Below are 16,722 nucleotides of genomic sequence, written 5' to 3' on the forward strand. Positions count from 1 at the left end.
CATTCCCCCGACAAACGGGCAAAATAAGCGATCTTTTATTCACTGACAGGGCTTGCAATGGCTATTTACCCCGGAATGTACCCTTACACCCGTATGCGCAGGATGCGCCGTGATGATTTTTCCCGCCGTTTAATGCGCGAAAACGTGCTGACTGCCAATGATTTGATTTGGCCGGTATTTGTGATGGAGGGCGAGAATCAACGCGAAGCCATTGCCTCCATGCCGGGCGTGGAGCGCATCAGCATTGATCTGTTGGTAAAAGAAGCGCAAGAGGCGTTTAAGCTGGGCATTCCGGCAATGGCGATTTTCCCCGTGACCCCGCAATCCGCGAAAACCGATAAGGCAGAAGAGGCGTGGAATCCTGACGGTTTGGCGCAACGCGCCGTGCGGGCGATTAAAGCCGCTGTGCCGGAGTTGGGCGTGATTACCGATGTGGCGCTTGACCCGTTCACTTCGCACGGGCAAGACGGTTTGATGGATGAAAACGGCTATATTCTCAACGATGAAACCGTGTCGGCACTGACCAAGCAGGCACTTTCCCACGCCGAAGCAGGCGCGGATGTGGTCGCACCGTCGGATATGATGGATGGGCGTATTGGTGAAATCCGTGACGTGTTAGAGCAGCATGGGCATTTGAACACGCGCATTCTGGCATATTCCGCGAAATACGCCTCTAGCTTTTATGGCCCATTCCGCGATGCGGTCGGTTCGGCAGCAAACTTGAAGGGTGGCAATAAATACAGCTACCAAATGGATCCCGCCAATTCTGACGAAGCTTTGTGGGAAGTGGCGCTGGATCTGCAAGAAGGCGCGGATATGGTGATGATCAAGCCGGGAATGCCCTACCTTGACATCGTGCGCCGCATCAAAGAAGAGTTCAAAGCGCCCACCTACGTTTACCAAGTCAGCGGCGAATACGCGATGTTCAAAGCGGCTGGCATGAATGGCTGGATCAACGAAAAGGCTTGCGTGATGGAAGCCTTGCTGGGTATGAAGCGTGCTGGTGCAGATGGTATTTTGACGTATTACGCCAAACAAGTCGCCGAGTGGTTGAAGGCATAAATGCCTTATTCTGGTGCGCATTTCCCCATGCACTCCCTGAATTAGCGCATTCTAATACAGTATCGCTTTCCTCTTGCTTCCTTCACTCCTTGTGGGGGAAGGGTTGGGGAAGGGGGGAATGTGGCGTAGCCGTCTTTGGCACAACCTTTGCATAATTTCCCACAACAAGCTGCTCCACGGTCAACGGCGACCGTACCGCAGTACCCACGCACCGTTGCGTGACGACAACTTATTCGGGTAACGAAGCCCTGAACCTTCTGGTCTATTTCCGACCTTGAGGTTCAGGGCTTTTTTGTTTTCAGGAGACGCAACAATGCTGAAAGAAAATTTGGTACTGATCGGTAACGGCATGGCAGGGGTACGCACCCTCGAAGAATTGCTCAAACTTGCCCCCGACCATTACAACATCACGGTATTTGGTGAAGAGCCTTACGGTAACTACAACCGCATTATGCTTTCGCCTGTGCTGGCGAGTGAAAAGACCATCGAGCAAATCATGCTCAATAGTGAAGATTGGTACGTCGCCAACGGCATTACCCTGCACAAAGGTAAAAAAGTTGGAGAAATCAACCGCGCCCGCCGCGAAGTCATCGCCACCGATGGCACGGTAGCGCATTACGACCGCCTTATCATTGCCACGGGTTCCGTGCCGTTCATGCTGCCCTTGCCCGGTGCGGATAAAGCGGGCGTAATCGGTTTCCGCGACATCAAAGACGTGGATACCATGCTCGACACTGCCAGCCGCTACCAACACGCGGTCGTCATCGGAGGCGGCTTGCTGGGGCTGGAAGCGGCGAATGGCTTAATGAAACAAGGCATGAACGTCACTGTCGTCCACCTACTCGACACCTTGATGGAACGCCAGCTCGACAAACCAGCGGCTGCCATGCTGCAAAAGTCCCTCGAAGCGCGTGGCATGACCTTCCTGATGGAACACAGCACTGCTGAAATCATCGGTAATCAGCGCGTTATCGGAGTACGTTTCAAAAACGGCACGGAAATCCCTGCCGATCTCGTGGTCATGGCAGTCGGCATCAAACCCAATACCGAACTCGGTAAATCCGCAGGCTTGTATTGCGAACGCGGTATCGTGGTCAGCGACACCCTGCAAACCATTACCGACCCGAAAATTTACGCGATTGGTGAATGCGTACAACATCGCGGTATTGCTTACGGCTTGGTCGCGCCGCTGTTCGAGCAAGCCAAAGTGGCTGCCAATCATCTCGCCAAACACGGTATTGCCCGTTATGTCGGCACAGTCACCTCCACCAAGCTGAAAGTCACCGGGATTGAATTGTTCTCGGCGGGCGACTTTATCGGCAACGATAAAACCGAAGACATTGTGTTTAAAGACGCAGCATCCGGCACGTACAAAAAGATCGTGCTACAAGACAATCAGATCAAGGGCGCGGTACTGTACGGCGATACCGTCGATGGCAGTTGGTATTTCCAGCTCATGAAAGATGGCACGGACATTTCTGCCTACCGTGACACCTTGTTGTTTGGGCAACACCATTTGGGCGATTCTGGGCATAACCCTGACACCCGCGTTGCCAGCTTGCCGGACAATGCCGAAATTTGCGGCTGTAACGGCGTGTGCAAAGGCGACATCGTAAAAGCCATCACTGAGAAAAAATTGTTTACGCTGGATGAAGTGCGGGCGCATACCAAGGCATCAGCTTCGTGCGGCTCGTGTACTGGCTTGGTCGAATCCTTGCTGGCGCACACCGTTGGCGGCGACTATTCCGCCACGCCGAAGACCAAACCGCTGTGCAAATGCACCGATTACACTCATGACGACATCCGTCACGGGATTATTCAGCACAGCCTAAAAACCATGCCGGAAGTGCGTAGCCATTTCGAGTGGGAAACGCCGGATGGTTGCCCGTCGTGCCGGAACGCGCTCAACTATTACTTGCTGTGCGCGTTCCCTACCGAATACGTGGACGATGCGCAATCGCGCTACATCAACGAACGCGCTCACGGCAATATCCAGAAAGACGGGTCGTATTCGGTCGTGCCGCGCATGTTTGGCGGGATGTGTACCTCTGATCAATTACGCGCCATTGCGGATGTTGCCGACAAATACCAAGTGCCGACCATGAAGGTCACGGGCGGGCAGCGCATTGATATGTTCGGCATCAAAAAAGAGCAGTTGCCTGCGATGTGGAAGGATTTGAGCGCGGCGGGTTTCGTGTCGGGCCACGCTTACGGCAAGGCAATGCGTACCGTGAAAACCTGCGTCGGCAGCGAATGGTGTCGTTTTGGCACGCAAGATTCCACCGGACTCGGCGTAAAGCTGGAAGAACTGACGTGGGGTTCGTGGATGCCGCACAAGTTCAAGCTGGCAGTGTCGGGTTGCCCGCGCAACTGTGCGGAAGCGACCATTAAGGACATCGGCGTGGTGTGCGTGGATTCTGGTTACGAGCTGCATGTTGGCGGTAACGGCGGTATCAAAGTGCGCGTCACCGACTTGCTATGCAAGGTTGAAACCGAAGCGCAAGTGTTGGAATACACGGGCGCATTCTGCCAATTCTACCGCGAAGACGCGCATTATCTGGAACGTACTGCGCCATGGATTGAGCGGGTTGGCTTGGAAAAGGTCAAGAAAGCCGTGGTGGATGATGCCGCCCAGCGCAAAGCCTTATATGAACGTTTCCTGATTTCGCAACAACCTGCGCAAATCGACCCTTGGAAGGAACGTGCCGACGGTGCCGAAGCTGCCGAATTCACCCCAATTATGATCGAAGCCTGAGAGAGGACACTACAATGAACAAATGGATAGAAGTAGTCGAATTAAACAAAATTCCGGTACTCGGTTCGCGCCTGATCAAAACCCGTGACACTGCCATTGCAGTGTTTCGCGGCTCAGACGATCAGGTGTACGCGATTCGCGACGCTTGCCCGCACAAAGGTGGGCCATTGTCGCAGGGGATTATGCACGGCTCGACCGTCACTTGCCCGCTGCACAACTGGAAGATCGACTTGAGCAGTGGCAACGCGCTTGCGCCGGATCATGGGTGTAGCAATGTGTTTGCGGTGAAGGTGGAGGGGGGCAGGGTGTATTTGCAACTATGAAAACAACCAAAACCACCTGCCCCTACTGCGGCGTAGGCTGCGGCGTACTGGTACAGCAGGACGACAACGGCAACATCAGCGTTAAACCGGACAAGGAACACCCTGCCAACTTCGGCAGGCTGTGTTCCAAAGGCACGGCATTAGCGGAAACGCTCGACCATCCGCAACGCTTGCTCTACCCCGAAATCGACGGACAGCGCGTGTCGTGGGATGTGGCAACATCGACCATCGCCAGCCGTTTCCAGCAGATTATTGCGGCACACGGCGCGGAGGCGGTAGCGTTCTACGTTTCCGGTCAATTGCTGACGGAAGATTATTACGTTGCTAACAAGTTGATGAAAGGTTTTATCGGTACGGGCAATATCGACACCAATTCGCGCCTGTGCATGTCGTCGGCAGTGGCGGCGTACAAACGGGCTTTCGGCGAAGACCTCGTGCCGTGCAGTTACGCAGATTTGGAAGCGGCGCAACTGATCGTGTTGGTGGGCAGCAATGCCGCATGGTGTCACCCCGTGCTGTATCAGCGCATGGTCAAGGCAAAAAAAGCGAATCCGGCCCTGCAAGTCATCACCATTGACCCGCGCCGTACCCAAACGGCTGATCTTGCTGATTTGCACTTGGGGCTTGCGCCGGGGACGGATGCGATCCTGTTCAACGGCTTGCTGGCATGGCTCGCGGAAAACGGGCATACCGATCACGCTTTCGTCAGCCAATCCACCGCAGGCATGGAACAGGCGGTAGACATGGCGAAAAGCACTACGCCTAACGTGCAAGTGGTGGCGGAACAGTGCCGTTTGCCGGTGGAAGATGTGCAACGCTTTTATGCGCTATTCGGGACAACTGCGCAAGTGGTGACGGTGTTTTCGCAAGGCATCAACCAATCCGCCAGTGGGGTTGACAAAGGCAACGCACTGATCAATTGCCACCTGCTGACGGGACGTATTGGCAAGGTGGGGGCGGGGGCGTTTTCCTTCACGGGGCAACCCAATGCAATGGGGGGGCGTGAAGTCGGCGGGCTTGCCAATCAGCTTGCCGCGCACCTCGACATCGACAACGCAGAACACCGTGCGTTGGTGCAAGACTTCTGGCAATCACCCACGATGGCACAGGGCGCGGGCTTGAAAGCGGTAGACCTGTTTCAAGCGATTGGCGCGGGTAAAGTAAAAGCGGTGTGGATCATGGGGACAAACCCCGTGGTGAGCCTGCCGGACACTGAGCAAGTACGGGCAGCGTTAGCGCAATGTGAACTGGTGATTGTGTCCGATTGTGTGAGTCACACTGATACGTTGGAACTGGCGCACATTCGCTTACCTGCCCTTGGTTGGGGGGAACGTAACGGCACGGTGACGAATAGTGACCGCACGATTTCACGCCAAGCGCCATTTTTGCCTGCACCCGGCGAGGCAAAGCAGGATTGGGAAATCCTCACCGCTGTGGCGCATAAGTTGGGTTTTGCAGCACATTTTCCGTATCAGGCGGCGCATGAAATTTTCCGTGAACATGCGGCGTTGTCTGCTTACCATAATGCGGGGACGCGTTGTTTTAATATCGGGGCGTGGCAGGATGTGACGGTGGCGCAATACGATGCCTTGCTACCGACGCAATGGCCGTTGAATGCTGCTGGGCAGGGTACGGTACGTTTGTTTACGGATGGCAAGTTTTTTACGGCATCCGGTAAGGCGCAATTCATCGCCGTGCAGCCGCGTTTACCGCAAGCGATACGTAGCGCTGCATTGCCGTTTGTGCTGAATACAGGAAGGGTGCGTGACCATTGGCATACGTTGACACGCACGGGGATTTCGCCGCGCTTATCGGCACATATTGCCGAGCCTTACGTGGAAATACATCCATGCGATGCGCGTGATCAATGCTTACAGGAAGGGGGGATTGCCCGTATCCACAACGGTATGCAGCACATTCTGGTCAAGGTCAAAACCAGTCGTGATCAGCAACGCGGTAGTTTGTTTGTGCCGATACACTGGAGCGGACAATTCAGTGGCGCGGCGGGGGTAGGGCGCTTAATTCCGGCAGTGGTAGACCCGATTTCGGGGCAACCGGAGAGTAAGCACGCGACGGTGGCGATTGAACCGTATCAGGTGGTGTGGCAGGGTTTTCTGATTTCGCGCAGAAAGCTGACCCCAAAAACGGATTATTGGACGGCTATTCGTACTGAACACGCTTGGCGTTATGAGTTTTTCAGTGCTAGCTCGATTGATGATTGGGCTGCGTTCGCTCGTGATTTGCTGTGTCAACCTGCCGACGGGGTGAATTGGACGGAATACTTGGATACTGCCCGTCAAACCTACCGTGCGGCACGTTTTACGGGGGCGCAATTGGAAAGTTGCCTGTTTATCAGCGCAGATGGGGGCGCATTGCCAGCACGAGATTGGCTGGTGAGCTTGTTTGCGCATGAGCAATTGCCTGCGGCGGAACGTACCAGCTTGCTGCTGGGTAAACCGGCGGTGGCAGGTGAAGACAAGGGGCGAACGGTGTGCGCGTGCTTTAACGTGGGTGAAAAGACCATTCGCAAAGCGATTGCGGAGCAAGCGCTGGATTCGGTGGAAAGTATCGGGCGTTGTTTGAACGCAGGAACGAACTGCGGCTCGTGCATCCCCGAATTACGCACGTTGTTGGGGGTAAGCGCTACTCGTTAGAGGCTGCCGCTTCTCGCGCCATGTTCACCAATTCAATGAGTGACGTGGCGTGCATTTTATCCATCATGTGGCTGCGGTGAAATTCGACCGTTTTGATGCTTACGCCGAGTTTGGTAGCAATTTCTTTGTTGGAATGGTTGTCGATGACCAAATCCATGACTTCGCGTTCACGCTCGGTCAAATTTGCAATCCGTGCTTGGATCATGGTGAGGCGAATGCGCGATTGTTGGTTGTCATGATCCAATGTCAACGCTTCGTGCACGTAATCCAACAGCACTTGGTCTTCAAATGGCTTTTCCAGAAAATACATCGCGCCCGCCTGCATGGCACGCACTGCCATTGGAATATCGCCATGCCCCGTGATGAACAAGATGGGTAAAGAATGTTTTTGTTTGGTCAAGAATTGTTGTAATTGCAAGCCGCTCATACCCGGCATCCGCACATCCAGAATCAAGCAGCCAATCATGTGCATGGTATAAAACTTTAGGAATTCTTCGGCAGACCCAAAAGTAGCAACTTTCAAACGCATGGATTCGAGTAACCAGCGTAAGGAATCGCGCACTGCGGGGTCGTCGTCAACAATGAAAACAGTCGGTTCATAATTCATCTATGAGAAGTTCCTTTTAGGGGCAGCGTGAAGCTGAAGGTAGCGCCTTTAGTATTGTTATTACTGGCTTCAAGTTTACCACCGTGTGCTTCGATAATGGAACTACTGATCGGCAGCCCCATGCCCATGCCGCTTTTTTTGCTGGTGTAAAACGGGCGGAAAATTTTGCTGGCAAAGTCTGTCGGTAAGCCCGTGCCTTCGTCGATCACGGCAACCCGCACGGTTTGTTCGCCCACGCGTTCGGTGCGGATGTGTAATGTACCAGCGGTGGCAGCGGATTCTTCCATCGCATCCAGTGCATTCAAAATCATATTGACCAGTACTTGCTCGATTTGAATTTTGTTCACATTAACCATGCCCAGATGTGGGTGCAGTTCTTTGGTTAACTGCACTTGCTTGAATTGCTCGGTGGTATCCAATAGGTGCAAGGTTTCGTCAATAATGACGTTGATGTCGTGTTCGTGCCATTCCACGTCCTGATCTTTGCGGGTGAAGTCTTTGGCGTAACGCAGGATTTCCCCCGCACGGCGCACTTGCGTGCTCACCAGCTTCATGACTTCGCCAATGTCGGTGAGGCTGCACGCGTCATCTTTCATGCGCAATTCACACCCTCGGATGTAGTTGGCAATGGCTGACAGCGGTTGGTTGAGTTCGTGCGCAATGCCGGATGCCATTTCGCCTAAGGTGTTGAGGCGCATAATGTGTGCCAATTCTTGTTGGCGGTCGGCGAGTAATTGCTGGGCAATGACGCTATCCGTGTGATCCACAATAATCGACATAATGCGCAGCTCATCGTTGTCGAGATGGATGAGCACGGGGCGGATTTCCAGCCAGCGAACATTGCCTTTGAAGGTTCTAACTTTGACTTCGCGGGCATGGAATTCACCCGTTTGGGCAATTTTAGTGATGCAGGTATCGACATCGGCGCGGTATTCAGGGAAGACAAATTCTTTGAGCGACTGCCCAATCAATTGAGCGGGGTGTTTGGCTTCCATGATGAATAGCCCCGCCGGATTGATTTCCTGAATTGTGCCGTCTAAGTCGCAAATATTGATCCAGTTTGGCTGGCTTTGGAAAATTGTATCCAGCTTGGCACGTTCAATTTCTAAACGGGCTTCTGCCCATTTACGCTCTTCAATTTCATGCAGCAATTGTTCATTGGTATTTTTAAGTTGCAGATTGGCAGCTTCGAGTTCACTGCTTTTAACGCTCACTTCTTGGTTAACGGTACGCAATTCTTCATTGGTGGATTGCAGTTCTTCGTTGGAGGTCTGCAATTCCTCGCTGGACGTGTAGAGTTCTTCGTTGGTGGATTGCGCTTCTTCGTAAGTCGATTGCAATTCTTCGTTAGAGGTTTCCAGCTCTTCAATGGTGGTTTGCAAACTTTCGCGGACTTCGCGTAACTCTTCTTCCAGCTCTTTAATGCGCATGGAATCGCTGACATTTAAAGCATCTTGTTCAGCATTGGTGAGGTAGTCACTGGCGGGTAACACTTCAAAAATGACGACGCTGACATCCGTTTCGGTCAATTTACCCGCTGGGAAGTAACGCGCCCGCATGACAATGCGTACTGGTTCGTCCTTCAGTTTGAAATGAATGCGGCGGCTCATAATGGTTTCATCGGTGCGGCGTGCTTTGTAAATCAGGCCACGCAAATCTTGGCGCAATTCGGTACGAATCAAATCCAATACCCCTAAGCCAGCCCGCCCTTCGCCAAAGCCGAGGAAGGGGTCGACATTGCCGCGCACGTAAACAATTTCTTGGCGGTCATCCAGCATGATACAAGCGGGTTGGTAAATATTAACCAGTAATTTGTCGATAGAATCTTGTAACTTGGCGCGGGGTTTTTCGCGTGTTCCGCCGTTGTAGGGTGCATTGCGTTGTTCACGTAATGAGCGATTTTGTAATAAATAGGGCAAGTGACCTTTGATGTCGCTGCGGCGGCGGTAAAGCCGTGCTTTGCGATCGAGCGTCACAAACAAGCGGTCGCTGCCGCCGATGGTTTCGGATTTGCCGAGAAACATAATACCATCCGGTTCTAGCCCGTAATGGAACGATTCCAGTACATTGCGTTGTAAGGTCTGATTGAAGTAAATCAAGACATTGCGGCAGGAAACTAAATTCAAATGGGAGAAAGGCGGGTCACGTACCAAATCATGCCGTGCAAACAGCACCATATTGCGAATCGTTTGGGTGAGTTGGTATTCACCGTCTTTTTGGATGAAATATTTATCGAGAATACGCGATTCAATCCCCGCGACCGAGGCTTTGGAATAACGCGCTTGGCGGGCAATCGTCAACACGCTGTCGTACAAATCTGTTCCGAAAATCTGTACTTTGTAACGTGCCAGCCGATTGCCGAGGTATTCCGCGAGCATAATGGCAATGGAATAGGCTTCTTCGCCCGTGGCACAACCCGCAATCCATATACGAATCTCGTGCCCACCTTGGGGTACAACATCGTCCAACACGCGTCGTAACGCCAGATACGCATCGGTGTCGCGGAAAAAACTGGTGACGGAAATCAGTATATCGTTGTGTAATTCGTACAGTTCTTCCGGTTTTTGTTTAAGAAATGCCGCGTATTCGCTGAGTTGTTTGCATTTATGCACCGTCATGCGCCGTTCGATGCGGCGCAGCAGAGTATTGCGTTTGTAATCGCGAAAATCCGTGCCGGTTTGATCCAGCAGCATTTTCAAAATTTCCTGAATTTCGCTTTCGCTAGGCTCAAGTTTGTGGGCAAACAGAAACGAAATATCCGGTTGCGCCAGCATGTCGTGGATTTGTTGCGCAATGTCTTCGGGGGGCAAAGCTAAATCGACGTGCCCTGTGCCAATCGCCGAACGCGGCATACTGTCGAAACGTGCGGTGGATTCGAGTTGCGCAATGGTGATCCCGCCCTCCGCTTTAATGGCGCGAATACCGTGCGTACCATCTGTGCCTGTGCCGGATAGAATAATGCCGACCGAATTTCTGCCATGATTTTCAGCCAGTGATGCAAATAAGCGATCTACCGAAGGTTTGGGGCCAATTCCCGTGGCTTTTTCCAAATGAAAGCGTCCAGCGGCGTAGAAAGCATCCATTGCGGGGGGAATAATGTAAAACGTACCCGTTTTCAGCACTTGCTTGTCTTGCAATTCGGCAATGGGCAGATGGGTTTCACGCGCCAAGATAGGCACCATCATGCTGCTGTGCTTAGGGTCTAGGTGTTGGGCAAGGATATACACGACCCGATCATTGATCGGCAGGTTTGGAACTAAAGCACGAAGGGCTTCTAATCCGCCTGCGGATGAGCCAATGCCCACGATAATGAGGCGATTTTCTTCCTCCTTGTGATCAACTTGTTCTGATTCGCTGTCGGTCGTCATTGATTTCATCCCTGTTTTCAATGCCAAAAAATAAGGGAGTCAAATTCCTCTGACTCCCTTCAGTATTATTATGGTTTCTTCAGTCTCTGTCATCGGTATTTGCGTTTTCTCCTAGCGTCGCCTGTAGGCGGGATGATTACTGCAAACACTGAGAGGTAGTATAATTAGTATTTGCTAATAAGCCAATGCGAAGTGCTGTGGGGTAATAAGTGGTTTCCTAAGGGTTTTCACTAGGTTACGCCACTTTTTCTTGATTTAAGTCAAGCGATTAATCGGCAGCAGGAAGCATCGCCGCAGCACTGGGGGAAGTAGTGGTATTACCTTGTGGGTTAGCCGCTGGGTTATTGCCTTGAGTCGAGGCATTGCTTTTACTGATGGCTGATGTGTCGGTTGCTTGATTCAAGCGGGCATCGAGCGTTTTTTCGGTTTGGCTAGTGGGTTTGTCGGCTGTTTTGTTGAACATTTCAGGCTTGCACATGCTATCAATATTGTTCTGCATATCCTTCATCTTGCCCGTTTTTTCTTCAGCCGTTAAGAAGCGTTCACCTTTTTCGTCTTTCCATTTAATCAAGGCATTCTCGGTCATCTGTTTGAGGGCGGCTTCTTGTTGCGCACAGAAATCGCGGTGCTTCTTATCACTTTTTTCACCGGCTTCGCGGGCTTTTTCCTTGTCGTCTTTGGTGGCGTTCTTATCGGCTTGCGCAGGAATGTTATTGCCTAATTTTCCTGTTGAGAGCCGAATGTCCTCTTCAATGTCTTTGCCTTTGGCATCCGGCGGCGGTGGCGTTTGGGTGTAGTGAACTTCGCCGCGTTTATCTGTCCATTTGTACATTTCAGCGGATGCGTTTAGTGTAAAAAATACGCTAACCAGCAATACAACTGGCATAAAGATTGCTTTTTTCATGGATCACCTTGTGATGTTATCGTTTTACTACATATTAGTGTTATCTAATATTCTCTGCTAGGATACAGTAACGTTTAGTTTTTTTAAGGTAAGTATGCCATGAAAATGTTACCAAAGTGGGTACTGATCGTCGGATTGTCGGCGTTGTCGGCTTGCGGTAAAGCAGAACAAGCTCCCGCTGTGACGACAGATAACGTAGTGAAAGCGGCGTTGCCCACCGTCAAGGTCGGTGCAGTCGGTACGCCGGAATTACAATATTTGGATGGTCATGTGGAAGCGATTAATGAAAGCACCATTTCTGCCCAAACCAGTGGTGTCATCGAGAAGCTGTTTTACGATGTGGATGATTACGTTGAGCCGGGTAAGGTTATCGCACGAATTAAATCCAAAAATCAGCAAGCCGGGGTAGCGCAAGCCCAAGCCTCGTTGGATGAAGCGCAAGCCCGTTATGCCGAAGCGCAAACCGATTTCCAACGGATTAGCGAGATTTACGCCAAACGTCTTGTGCCTAAGGCGGACTATGACGCAGCACAAGCGGGCTTGAAAGCCGCCGAGGCGCGTTTAGCGGCGGCAAAAGCACAAGTGACGCAAGCGGGTGAACAATTGGGGTATACCACCTTGATTGCGCCCTATGGCGGTATCGTCACCAAGCGGCACGTCGAATTAGGCGAAGCGGTCAACCCCGGTACGCCTGTCATGACGGGCATTTCATTGGATCAACTGCGCGTAGTGGTTGAAGTGCCACAACGTTTGATCGGTAAAGTGCGTCAGGAAAAGAAAGCGTTTGTATTTCAAGACGGTTCTAACAAATCACTGGCGGTCAAATCGCTGACATTTTTCCCCTACGCCGATCCCAAAACCAATGCGTTCAAAGTACGTATTGAGTTGGCAGAAGGGGCGCAAGACCTCTTCCCCGGTATGTTTGTGAAGGTGGCGTTTGTCATTGGTCAGCAAACGGGTGTCGTGAGTGTGCCGGAAAGTGCGGTGGTGGTGCGTAGTGAAGTCATTGGCGTTTACGTTATCAATGCGGAAGGCAAACCGGCATTACGCCAAATCCGTTTGGGCAAGAAGCTGGATGATAAGACGATTAGCGTACTTGCGGGGGTGGATGCAGGTGAAACGATTGCGGTCGATCCGGTGCAAGCGGCTATTTTCTTGAAGCAGCACAGTATGGAAAGCACGGAGGCAAAACATGAGTGAGCCAACGTTAGGCGTTTCTGGCGGGATTGCAAAAAAATTCCTGATCACGGAAATCACGCCATTGCTGGCAATGGTTGGTTTGCTGCTGGGCTTGTTTGCGGTAATGGTGACACCCCGTGAAGAAGACCCTCAGATCAACGTGACCTTTGCCAATGTGTTTATCCCGTTTCCGGGGGCGAGTGCAGAACAAGTGGAAAGTTTGGTGAGTACGCCTGCGGAACAGGTACTTTCCGAAATTGAAGGATTAGAACACATTTATTCCACCTCCTTGCCCGGTATGTCGGTTGTTACCGTGCAATACAAGGTTGGCGAAGACAATACGGCGGCATTGGTGCGTTTGTACAATAAGGTTGCGTCGAATCAAGATTGGTTGCCGCGTAATCTGGGTGTCGGGACACCGCTGATTAAGCCGAAAGGTATTGATGATGTGCCGATTGTGGCGCTGACTTTGTGGACAGAGGATGAGACGCGTGGTGCGTATGAGCTGAATCAAGTGGCTCATGCGATTGAATCGGAATTGAAACGCGTCTCCGGTTCGCGTGATATTTACACCATTGGCGGGCCACAACAGGTTGTACATGTTTTGTTGGATGCGGAAAAACTCGCAGGTCACAGCATTTCCTTAGCCGATTTACGTAATGCCTTGCAGGCCAGCAATTCAGCACGGGATGCGGTATCGCTCGTCAATAACAACGAAGAGATCCAAGTGCAGGCAGGGACATTCCTGATGGATGCCTCTGAAGTGGGCGAGTTGATGGTCGGCGTATTCGACGGTAAACCGGTGTTCCTTAACGATGTGGCGGAAGTCAAGCGGACTTCGGATTCACCACAAGCCTATGTCAGCTTTGGTACAGGTGTGGCAGCGTCGCACAAGGGGCTAACGACTGGCATTCATTCGCCTGCGGTGACGATTGCGGTGGCAAAACAACCGGGTACGAATGCGGTGGATATTGCCAATAACGTAATTGACCGTTTCGAGAAATTGCGCGGTACGTTTGTGCCAGAAGGCGTGAATGTCACGGTAACGCGTAACTACGGCGAAACGGCACAGGCGAAATCCGAGAAGTTAATCCACAAATTGATCATTGAAACTATTGCGGTGGCGTTATTGATTTGGTTTGCGCTGGGTTGGCGGGAGGCGTTGATTGTGGGTGCGGCGGTGGTGATTACCTTAGCGGTAACGCTGTTTGCGTCGTGGGCGTATGGGTTTACCTTGAATCGCGTCTCGTTGTTTGCACTGATTTTCTCTATCGGGATTCTGGTCGATGACGCGATTGTGGTAGTGGAAAACATTCACCGTCACATGCAGAAGGGTGGCAAGAAATTGCTGGAGGTGATTCCGTTGGCGGTGGATGAAGTCGGTGGCCCTACGATTTTGGCAACCTTTACGGTGATTGCGGCGCTGTTGCCGATGGCGTTTGTGTCGGGTTTGATGGGGCCGTATATGTCGCCTATCCCGATCAATGCAAGCATGGGGATGTTGGTTTCCTTGGCGGTTGCTTACGTGGTGACACCGTGGATGACAGGGAAAATGTTGGCAAATGTGGATTTCAGCCATCACCATGAGGGTGAAAACAAGCTGTATGGCTTTTTCAGCCGTATTATGTCGCCGTTTTTGGATGAGAAGAAAGGCGGGAAACGGCGCGTGGGTTTGTTTGCGGTGATTACCTTGCTGATTGTATTGTCGGCATCGTTAGCCGTGGTCAAATTGGTGGTGTTGAAGATGCTGCCGTTTGATAACAAATCGGAGTTTCAGGTGATTTTGGATATGCCGGAAGGAACGTCGTTAGAGCAAACCTCGCGAGTGCTCAATGAAATGTCGGCGTATCTGGGTAAGGTGGATGAAGTCACCGATTACCAGATTTACGCGGGAACGGCTGCCCCGATCAACTTTAACGGGTTGGTGCGGCAGTATTACCTGCGTGAAGGCGCGAATGTTGGTGATATTCAAGTAAACCTTACCGATGCGCACGGACGTGAACGCCAAAGCCATGCCATTGCGTTAGCGGTGCGCCCACCGTTGCAAGAGATTGCGAAAAAGTACAATGCCAATGTGAAAGTCGTTGAAGTACCACCAGGGCCACCGGTGATGTCACCGATTGTGGCGGAAGTATATGGCTTGGATTATGCGGGGCAGATTGCGGTTGCTAAACAAATTCGGGGCGAATTTGAGAAAACGTCGGATATTGTCGATATTGACGATAGCGTGGAATACCCGCAAAAGCGTTTGGTGGTGCAAGTGGATCGCCGCAAGGCTGCGTTGTTGGGGGTGTCGCAAGATGCTATTGCCTCAAGCATTGATACGGTATTGCGCGGGGAAGATGTGGTGTTCCTGCATGGTAAGGGCATCAAGTACGCTGTGCCGATTCGGGTGGAATTCCCTGTGGCACTCAAAGACAAGATGGACTCGGTGTTAGCGTTGCGAGTGCGTAGCCAAGCGGGTGAATTAGTGCCAATGTCGGAATTAGTCACGGTGCAAGAAGCGAAGCGTGAAAATTCCATCTACCACAAAGACTTGTTGCCGGTAGTTTATGTGACAGGCGATATGGCGGGGGCGACCGATAGCCCATTATACGGCATGTTTGATATTTTTTCCGGTATTCAACAACTGTCCGTCTACGATAATCCGATTAACCAGTTCTTCGTGGCGCAGCCCGATGATCCGTATTTGTATGGGATGAAGTGGGACGGGGAATGGCAAGTGACGTATGAAACCTTTCGTGATATGGGCATTGCCTATGGGGTGGGGATGATTCTGATCTTCTTATTGATCGTGGCGCAATTCCGCTCGTACATGGTGCCATTGGTGATTATGTCGCCGATTCCACTAACCATTATTGGCGTTATGCCGGGTCATGCCTTGTTAGGAATGCAGTTCACCGCTACGTCGATGATTGGGATGATTGCGTTGGCGGGGATTATTGTGCGAAATTCCATCCTACTGGTTGATTTTATCAATGAGCAAGTGCGCGGTGGGATGGCGTTGACAGACGCGGTGATTAATTCCAGTGCAGTACGTGCCAAACCGATTGCGCTCACGGCATTGGCAGCAATGGTGGGGGCGTTCTTTATCATTGATGACCCCATTTTCGGTGGATTAGCGGTTTCGCTGATCTTCGGGATTTTGGTGTCAACCGTGCTGACGCTGGTGCTGATTCCGATCATGTACTACATGTATGCGCGGAATCGCTTGGCAACGATTGTGAAATAAACAGGTAGTGGGGGCGAATAATGCTTCGCCCCTACGCTGTTTACCCATTATAAATGCTCGATGGTTTCTGCCGTCCGGCTCAAATACAGTGTCAAACCGAGATCATTTTCAGCCACATGGCGCATAAAGTGTTGCATCGCAGTGAAACGATTTAAACACGCATCCAATACATTCACTTGGCTATCCCAAATTTGCGGGTAGATGTCGTCGTCTAACATTTGGTTAATATCGAAGTTTTTGGCTAAATCCGCCGGATTTTTGCGTACCAATGTTTGGGTAATGCGTTTGACTTCGCAGGAATCGAAGGCGCGTGCGGGGCCATAGCCCACATCAACATCACCCACGTAACTGCCGCCATCAATCAGGAACGCATCAGGAAGCTCGCCACTCCAGACTTGACCGCACATGAGGTAATGGATGCCATGCCAGTATTCGCCTAAATTTTCGCGCAGTTGCACGGTTTCAGGCTCTAGCGCTCGGCGTGACGGCGGAAAACGTCCCACATCCAATTGATCCGCGAATACGACTGTCCAAATCAACTTTGGATTTGCCATTAAACGACTGATGTTTAGATCAGACGTTGCTGCAAGATGTAAATGTACACCCATGATAAATAGACCCCTTTTGAAATTTGGCAG

General features: G+C 51.6%; 10 protein-coding genes. 6 read left to right on the forward strand and 4 right to left on the reverse strand.

The features are described 5' to 3' along the window. Positions 1–57 precede the first annotated feature (57 nt). The 4 genes from hemB to J1836_RS13075 all read left to right on the forward strand — a co-directional run bounded on the left by hemB (position 58) and on the right by J1836_RS13075 (position 6,794). Positions 58–1,062: a porphobilinogen synthase gene (gene hemB, locus J1836_RS13060; protein WP_207251569.1), complete on the forward strand. Its 1,005-nt coding sequence runs from the start codon at positions 58–60 to the stop codon at positions 1,060–1,062. 313 nt (positions 1,063–1,375) lie between these two features. Then, on the forward strand, positions 1,376–3,817 hold the full coding sequence (gene nirB, locus J1836_RS13065) for a nitrite reductase large subunit NirB (RefSeq protein ID WP_207251570.1): 2,442 nt from the start codon (positions 1,376–1,378) through the stop codon (positions 3,815–3,817). Between the two features lie 14 nt (positions 3,818–3,831). Further along, positions 3,832–4,140, forward strand: a complete 309-nt coding sequence (nirD, locus tag J1836_RS13070; RefSeq protein WP_207251571.1) for a nitrite reductase small subunit NirD — start codon at positions 3,832–3,834, stop codon at positions 4,138–4,140. Beyond that, positions 4,137–6,794 carry a nitrate reductase gene (locus tag J1836_RS13075; RefSeq protein WP_207251572.1) on the forward strand — a complete coding sequence of 886 codons (2,658 nt, stop codon included), beginning with the start codon at positions 4,137–4,139 and terminating at the stop codon, positions 6,792–6,794. Before nirD ends, J1836_RS13075 begins: the two co-directional genes overlap by 4 nt. Here the strand turns inward: J1836_RS13075 and J1836_RS13080 are convergent. The 3 genes from J1836_RS13080 to J1836_RS13090 form a co-directional block, all read right to left on the reverse strand. Further along, positions 6,784–7,401 (reverse strand): response regulator transcription factor, encoded by a 618-nt coding sequence (locus J1836_RS13080; RefSeq protein ID WP_207251573.1) that lies wholly within the window; start codon positions 7,399–7,401, stop codon positions 6,784–6,786. The two genes, J1836_RS13075 and J1836_RS13080, sit on opposite strands and share 11 nt — an antisense overlap. Then, positions 7,398–10,769, reverse strand: a complete 3,372-nt coding sequence (locus J1836_RS13085; protein WP_207251574.1) for a chemotaxis protein CheB — start codon at positions 10,767–10,769, stop codon at positions 7,398–7,400. Before J1836_RS13085 ends, J1836_RS13080 begins: the two co-directional genes overlap by 4 nt. Positions 10,770–11,037: 268 nt before the next feature. Continuing rightward, entirely contained in the window at positions 11,038–11,673 is a 636-nt protein-coding gene (locus tag J1836_RS13090; RefSeq protein WP_207251575.1) for a DUF4124 domain-containing protein, read from the reverse strand. Between the two features lie 99 nt (positions 11,674–11,772). Between J1836_RS13090 and J1836_RS13095 the strand changes: the two genes are divergently transcribed. Together J1836_RS13095 and J1836_RS13100 are read left to right on the forward strand one after the other, a co-directional pair. After that, positions 11,773–12,873: an efflux RND transporter periplasmic adaptor subunit gene (locus J1836_RS13095; protein WP_207251576.1), complete on the forward strand. Its 1,101-nt coding sequence runs from the start codon at positions 11,773–11,775 to the stop codon at positions 12,871–12,873. Beyond that, a complete protein-coding gene (locus tag J1836_RS13100) occupies positions 12,866–16,084 on the forward strand; it encodes an efflux RND transporter permease subunit (RefSeq protein ID WP_207251577.1) in 3,219 nt (1,072 codons plus the stop codon). Before J1836_RS13095 ends, J1836_RS13100 begins: the two co-directional genes overlap by 8 nt. A gap of 47 nt (positions 16,085–16,131) precedes the next feature. Here J1836_RS13100 and J1836_RS13105 read toward each other — a convergent pair whose 3' ends face one another. Further along, positions 16,132–16,692: a DUF1877 family protein gene (locus J1836_RS13105; RefSeq protein ID WP_207251578.1), complete on the reverse strand. Its 561-nt coding sequence runs from the start codon at positions 16,690–16,692 to the stop codon at positions 16,132–16,134. Positions 16,693–16,722 lie beyond the last annotated feature (30 nt).

Source organism: Thiothrix fructosivorans, assembly GCF_017349355.1.
GTDB classification, from domain to species: domain Bacteria; phylum Pseudomonadota; class Gammaproteobacteria; order Thiotrichales; family Thiotrichaceae; genus Thiothrix; species Thiothrix fructosivorans.

Coding starts and splice junctions, on each gene's coding strand:
- hemB (WP_207251569.1), top strand. CDS start 58: ATGGCTATTTACCCCGGAATGTACCCTTACACCCGTATGCGCAGGATG.
- nirB (WP_207251570.1), top strand. CDS start 1,376: ATGCTGAAAGAAAATTTGGTACTGATCGGTAACGGCATGGCAGGGGTA.
- nirD (WP_207251571.1), top strand. CDS start 3,832: ATGAACAAATGGATAGAAGTAGTCGAATTAAACAAAATTCCGGTACTC.
- J1836_RS13075 (WP_207251572.1), top strand. CDS start 4,137: ATGAAAACAACCAAAACCACCTGCCCCTACTGCGGCGTAGGCTGCGGC.
- J1836_RS13080 (WP_207251573.1), bottom strand. CDS start 7,401: ATGAATTATGAACCGACTGTTTTCATTGTTGACGACGACCCCGCAGTG.
- J1836_RS13085 (WP_207251574.1), bottom strand. CDS start 10,769: ATGACGACCGACAGCGAATCAGAACAAGTTGATCACAAGGAGGAAGAA.
- J1836_RS13090 (WP_207251575.1), bottom strand. CDS start 11,673: ATGAAAAAAGCAATCTTTATGCCAGTTGTATTGCTGGTTAGCGTATTT.
- J1836_RS13095 (WP_207251576.1), top strand. CDS start 11,773: ATGAAAATGTTACCAAAGTGGGTACTGATCGTCGGATTGTCGGCGTTG.
- J1836_RS13100 (WP_207251577.1), top strand. CDS start 12,866: ATGAGTGAGCCAACGTTAGGCGTTTCTGGCGGGATTGCAAAAAAATTC.
- J1836_RS13105 (WP_207251578.1), bottom strand. CDS start 16,692: ATGGGTGTACATTTACATCTTGCAGCAACGTCTGATCTAAACATCAGT.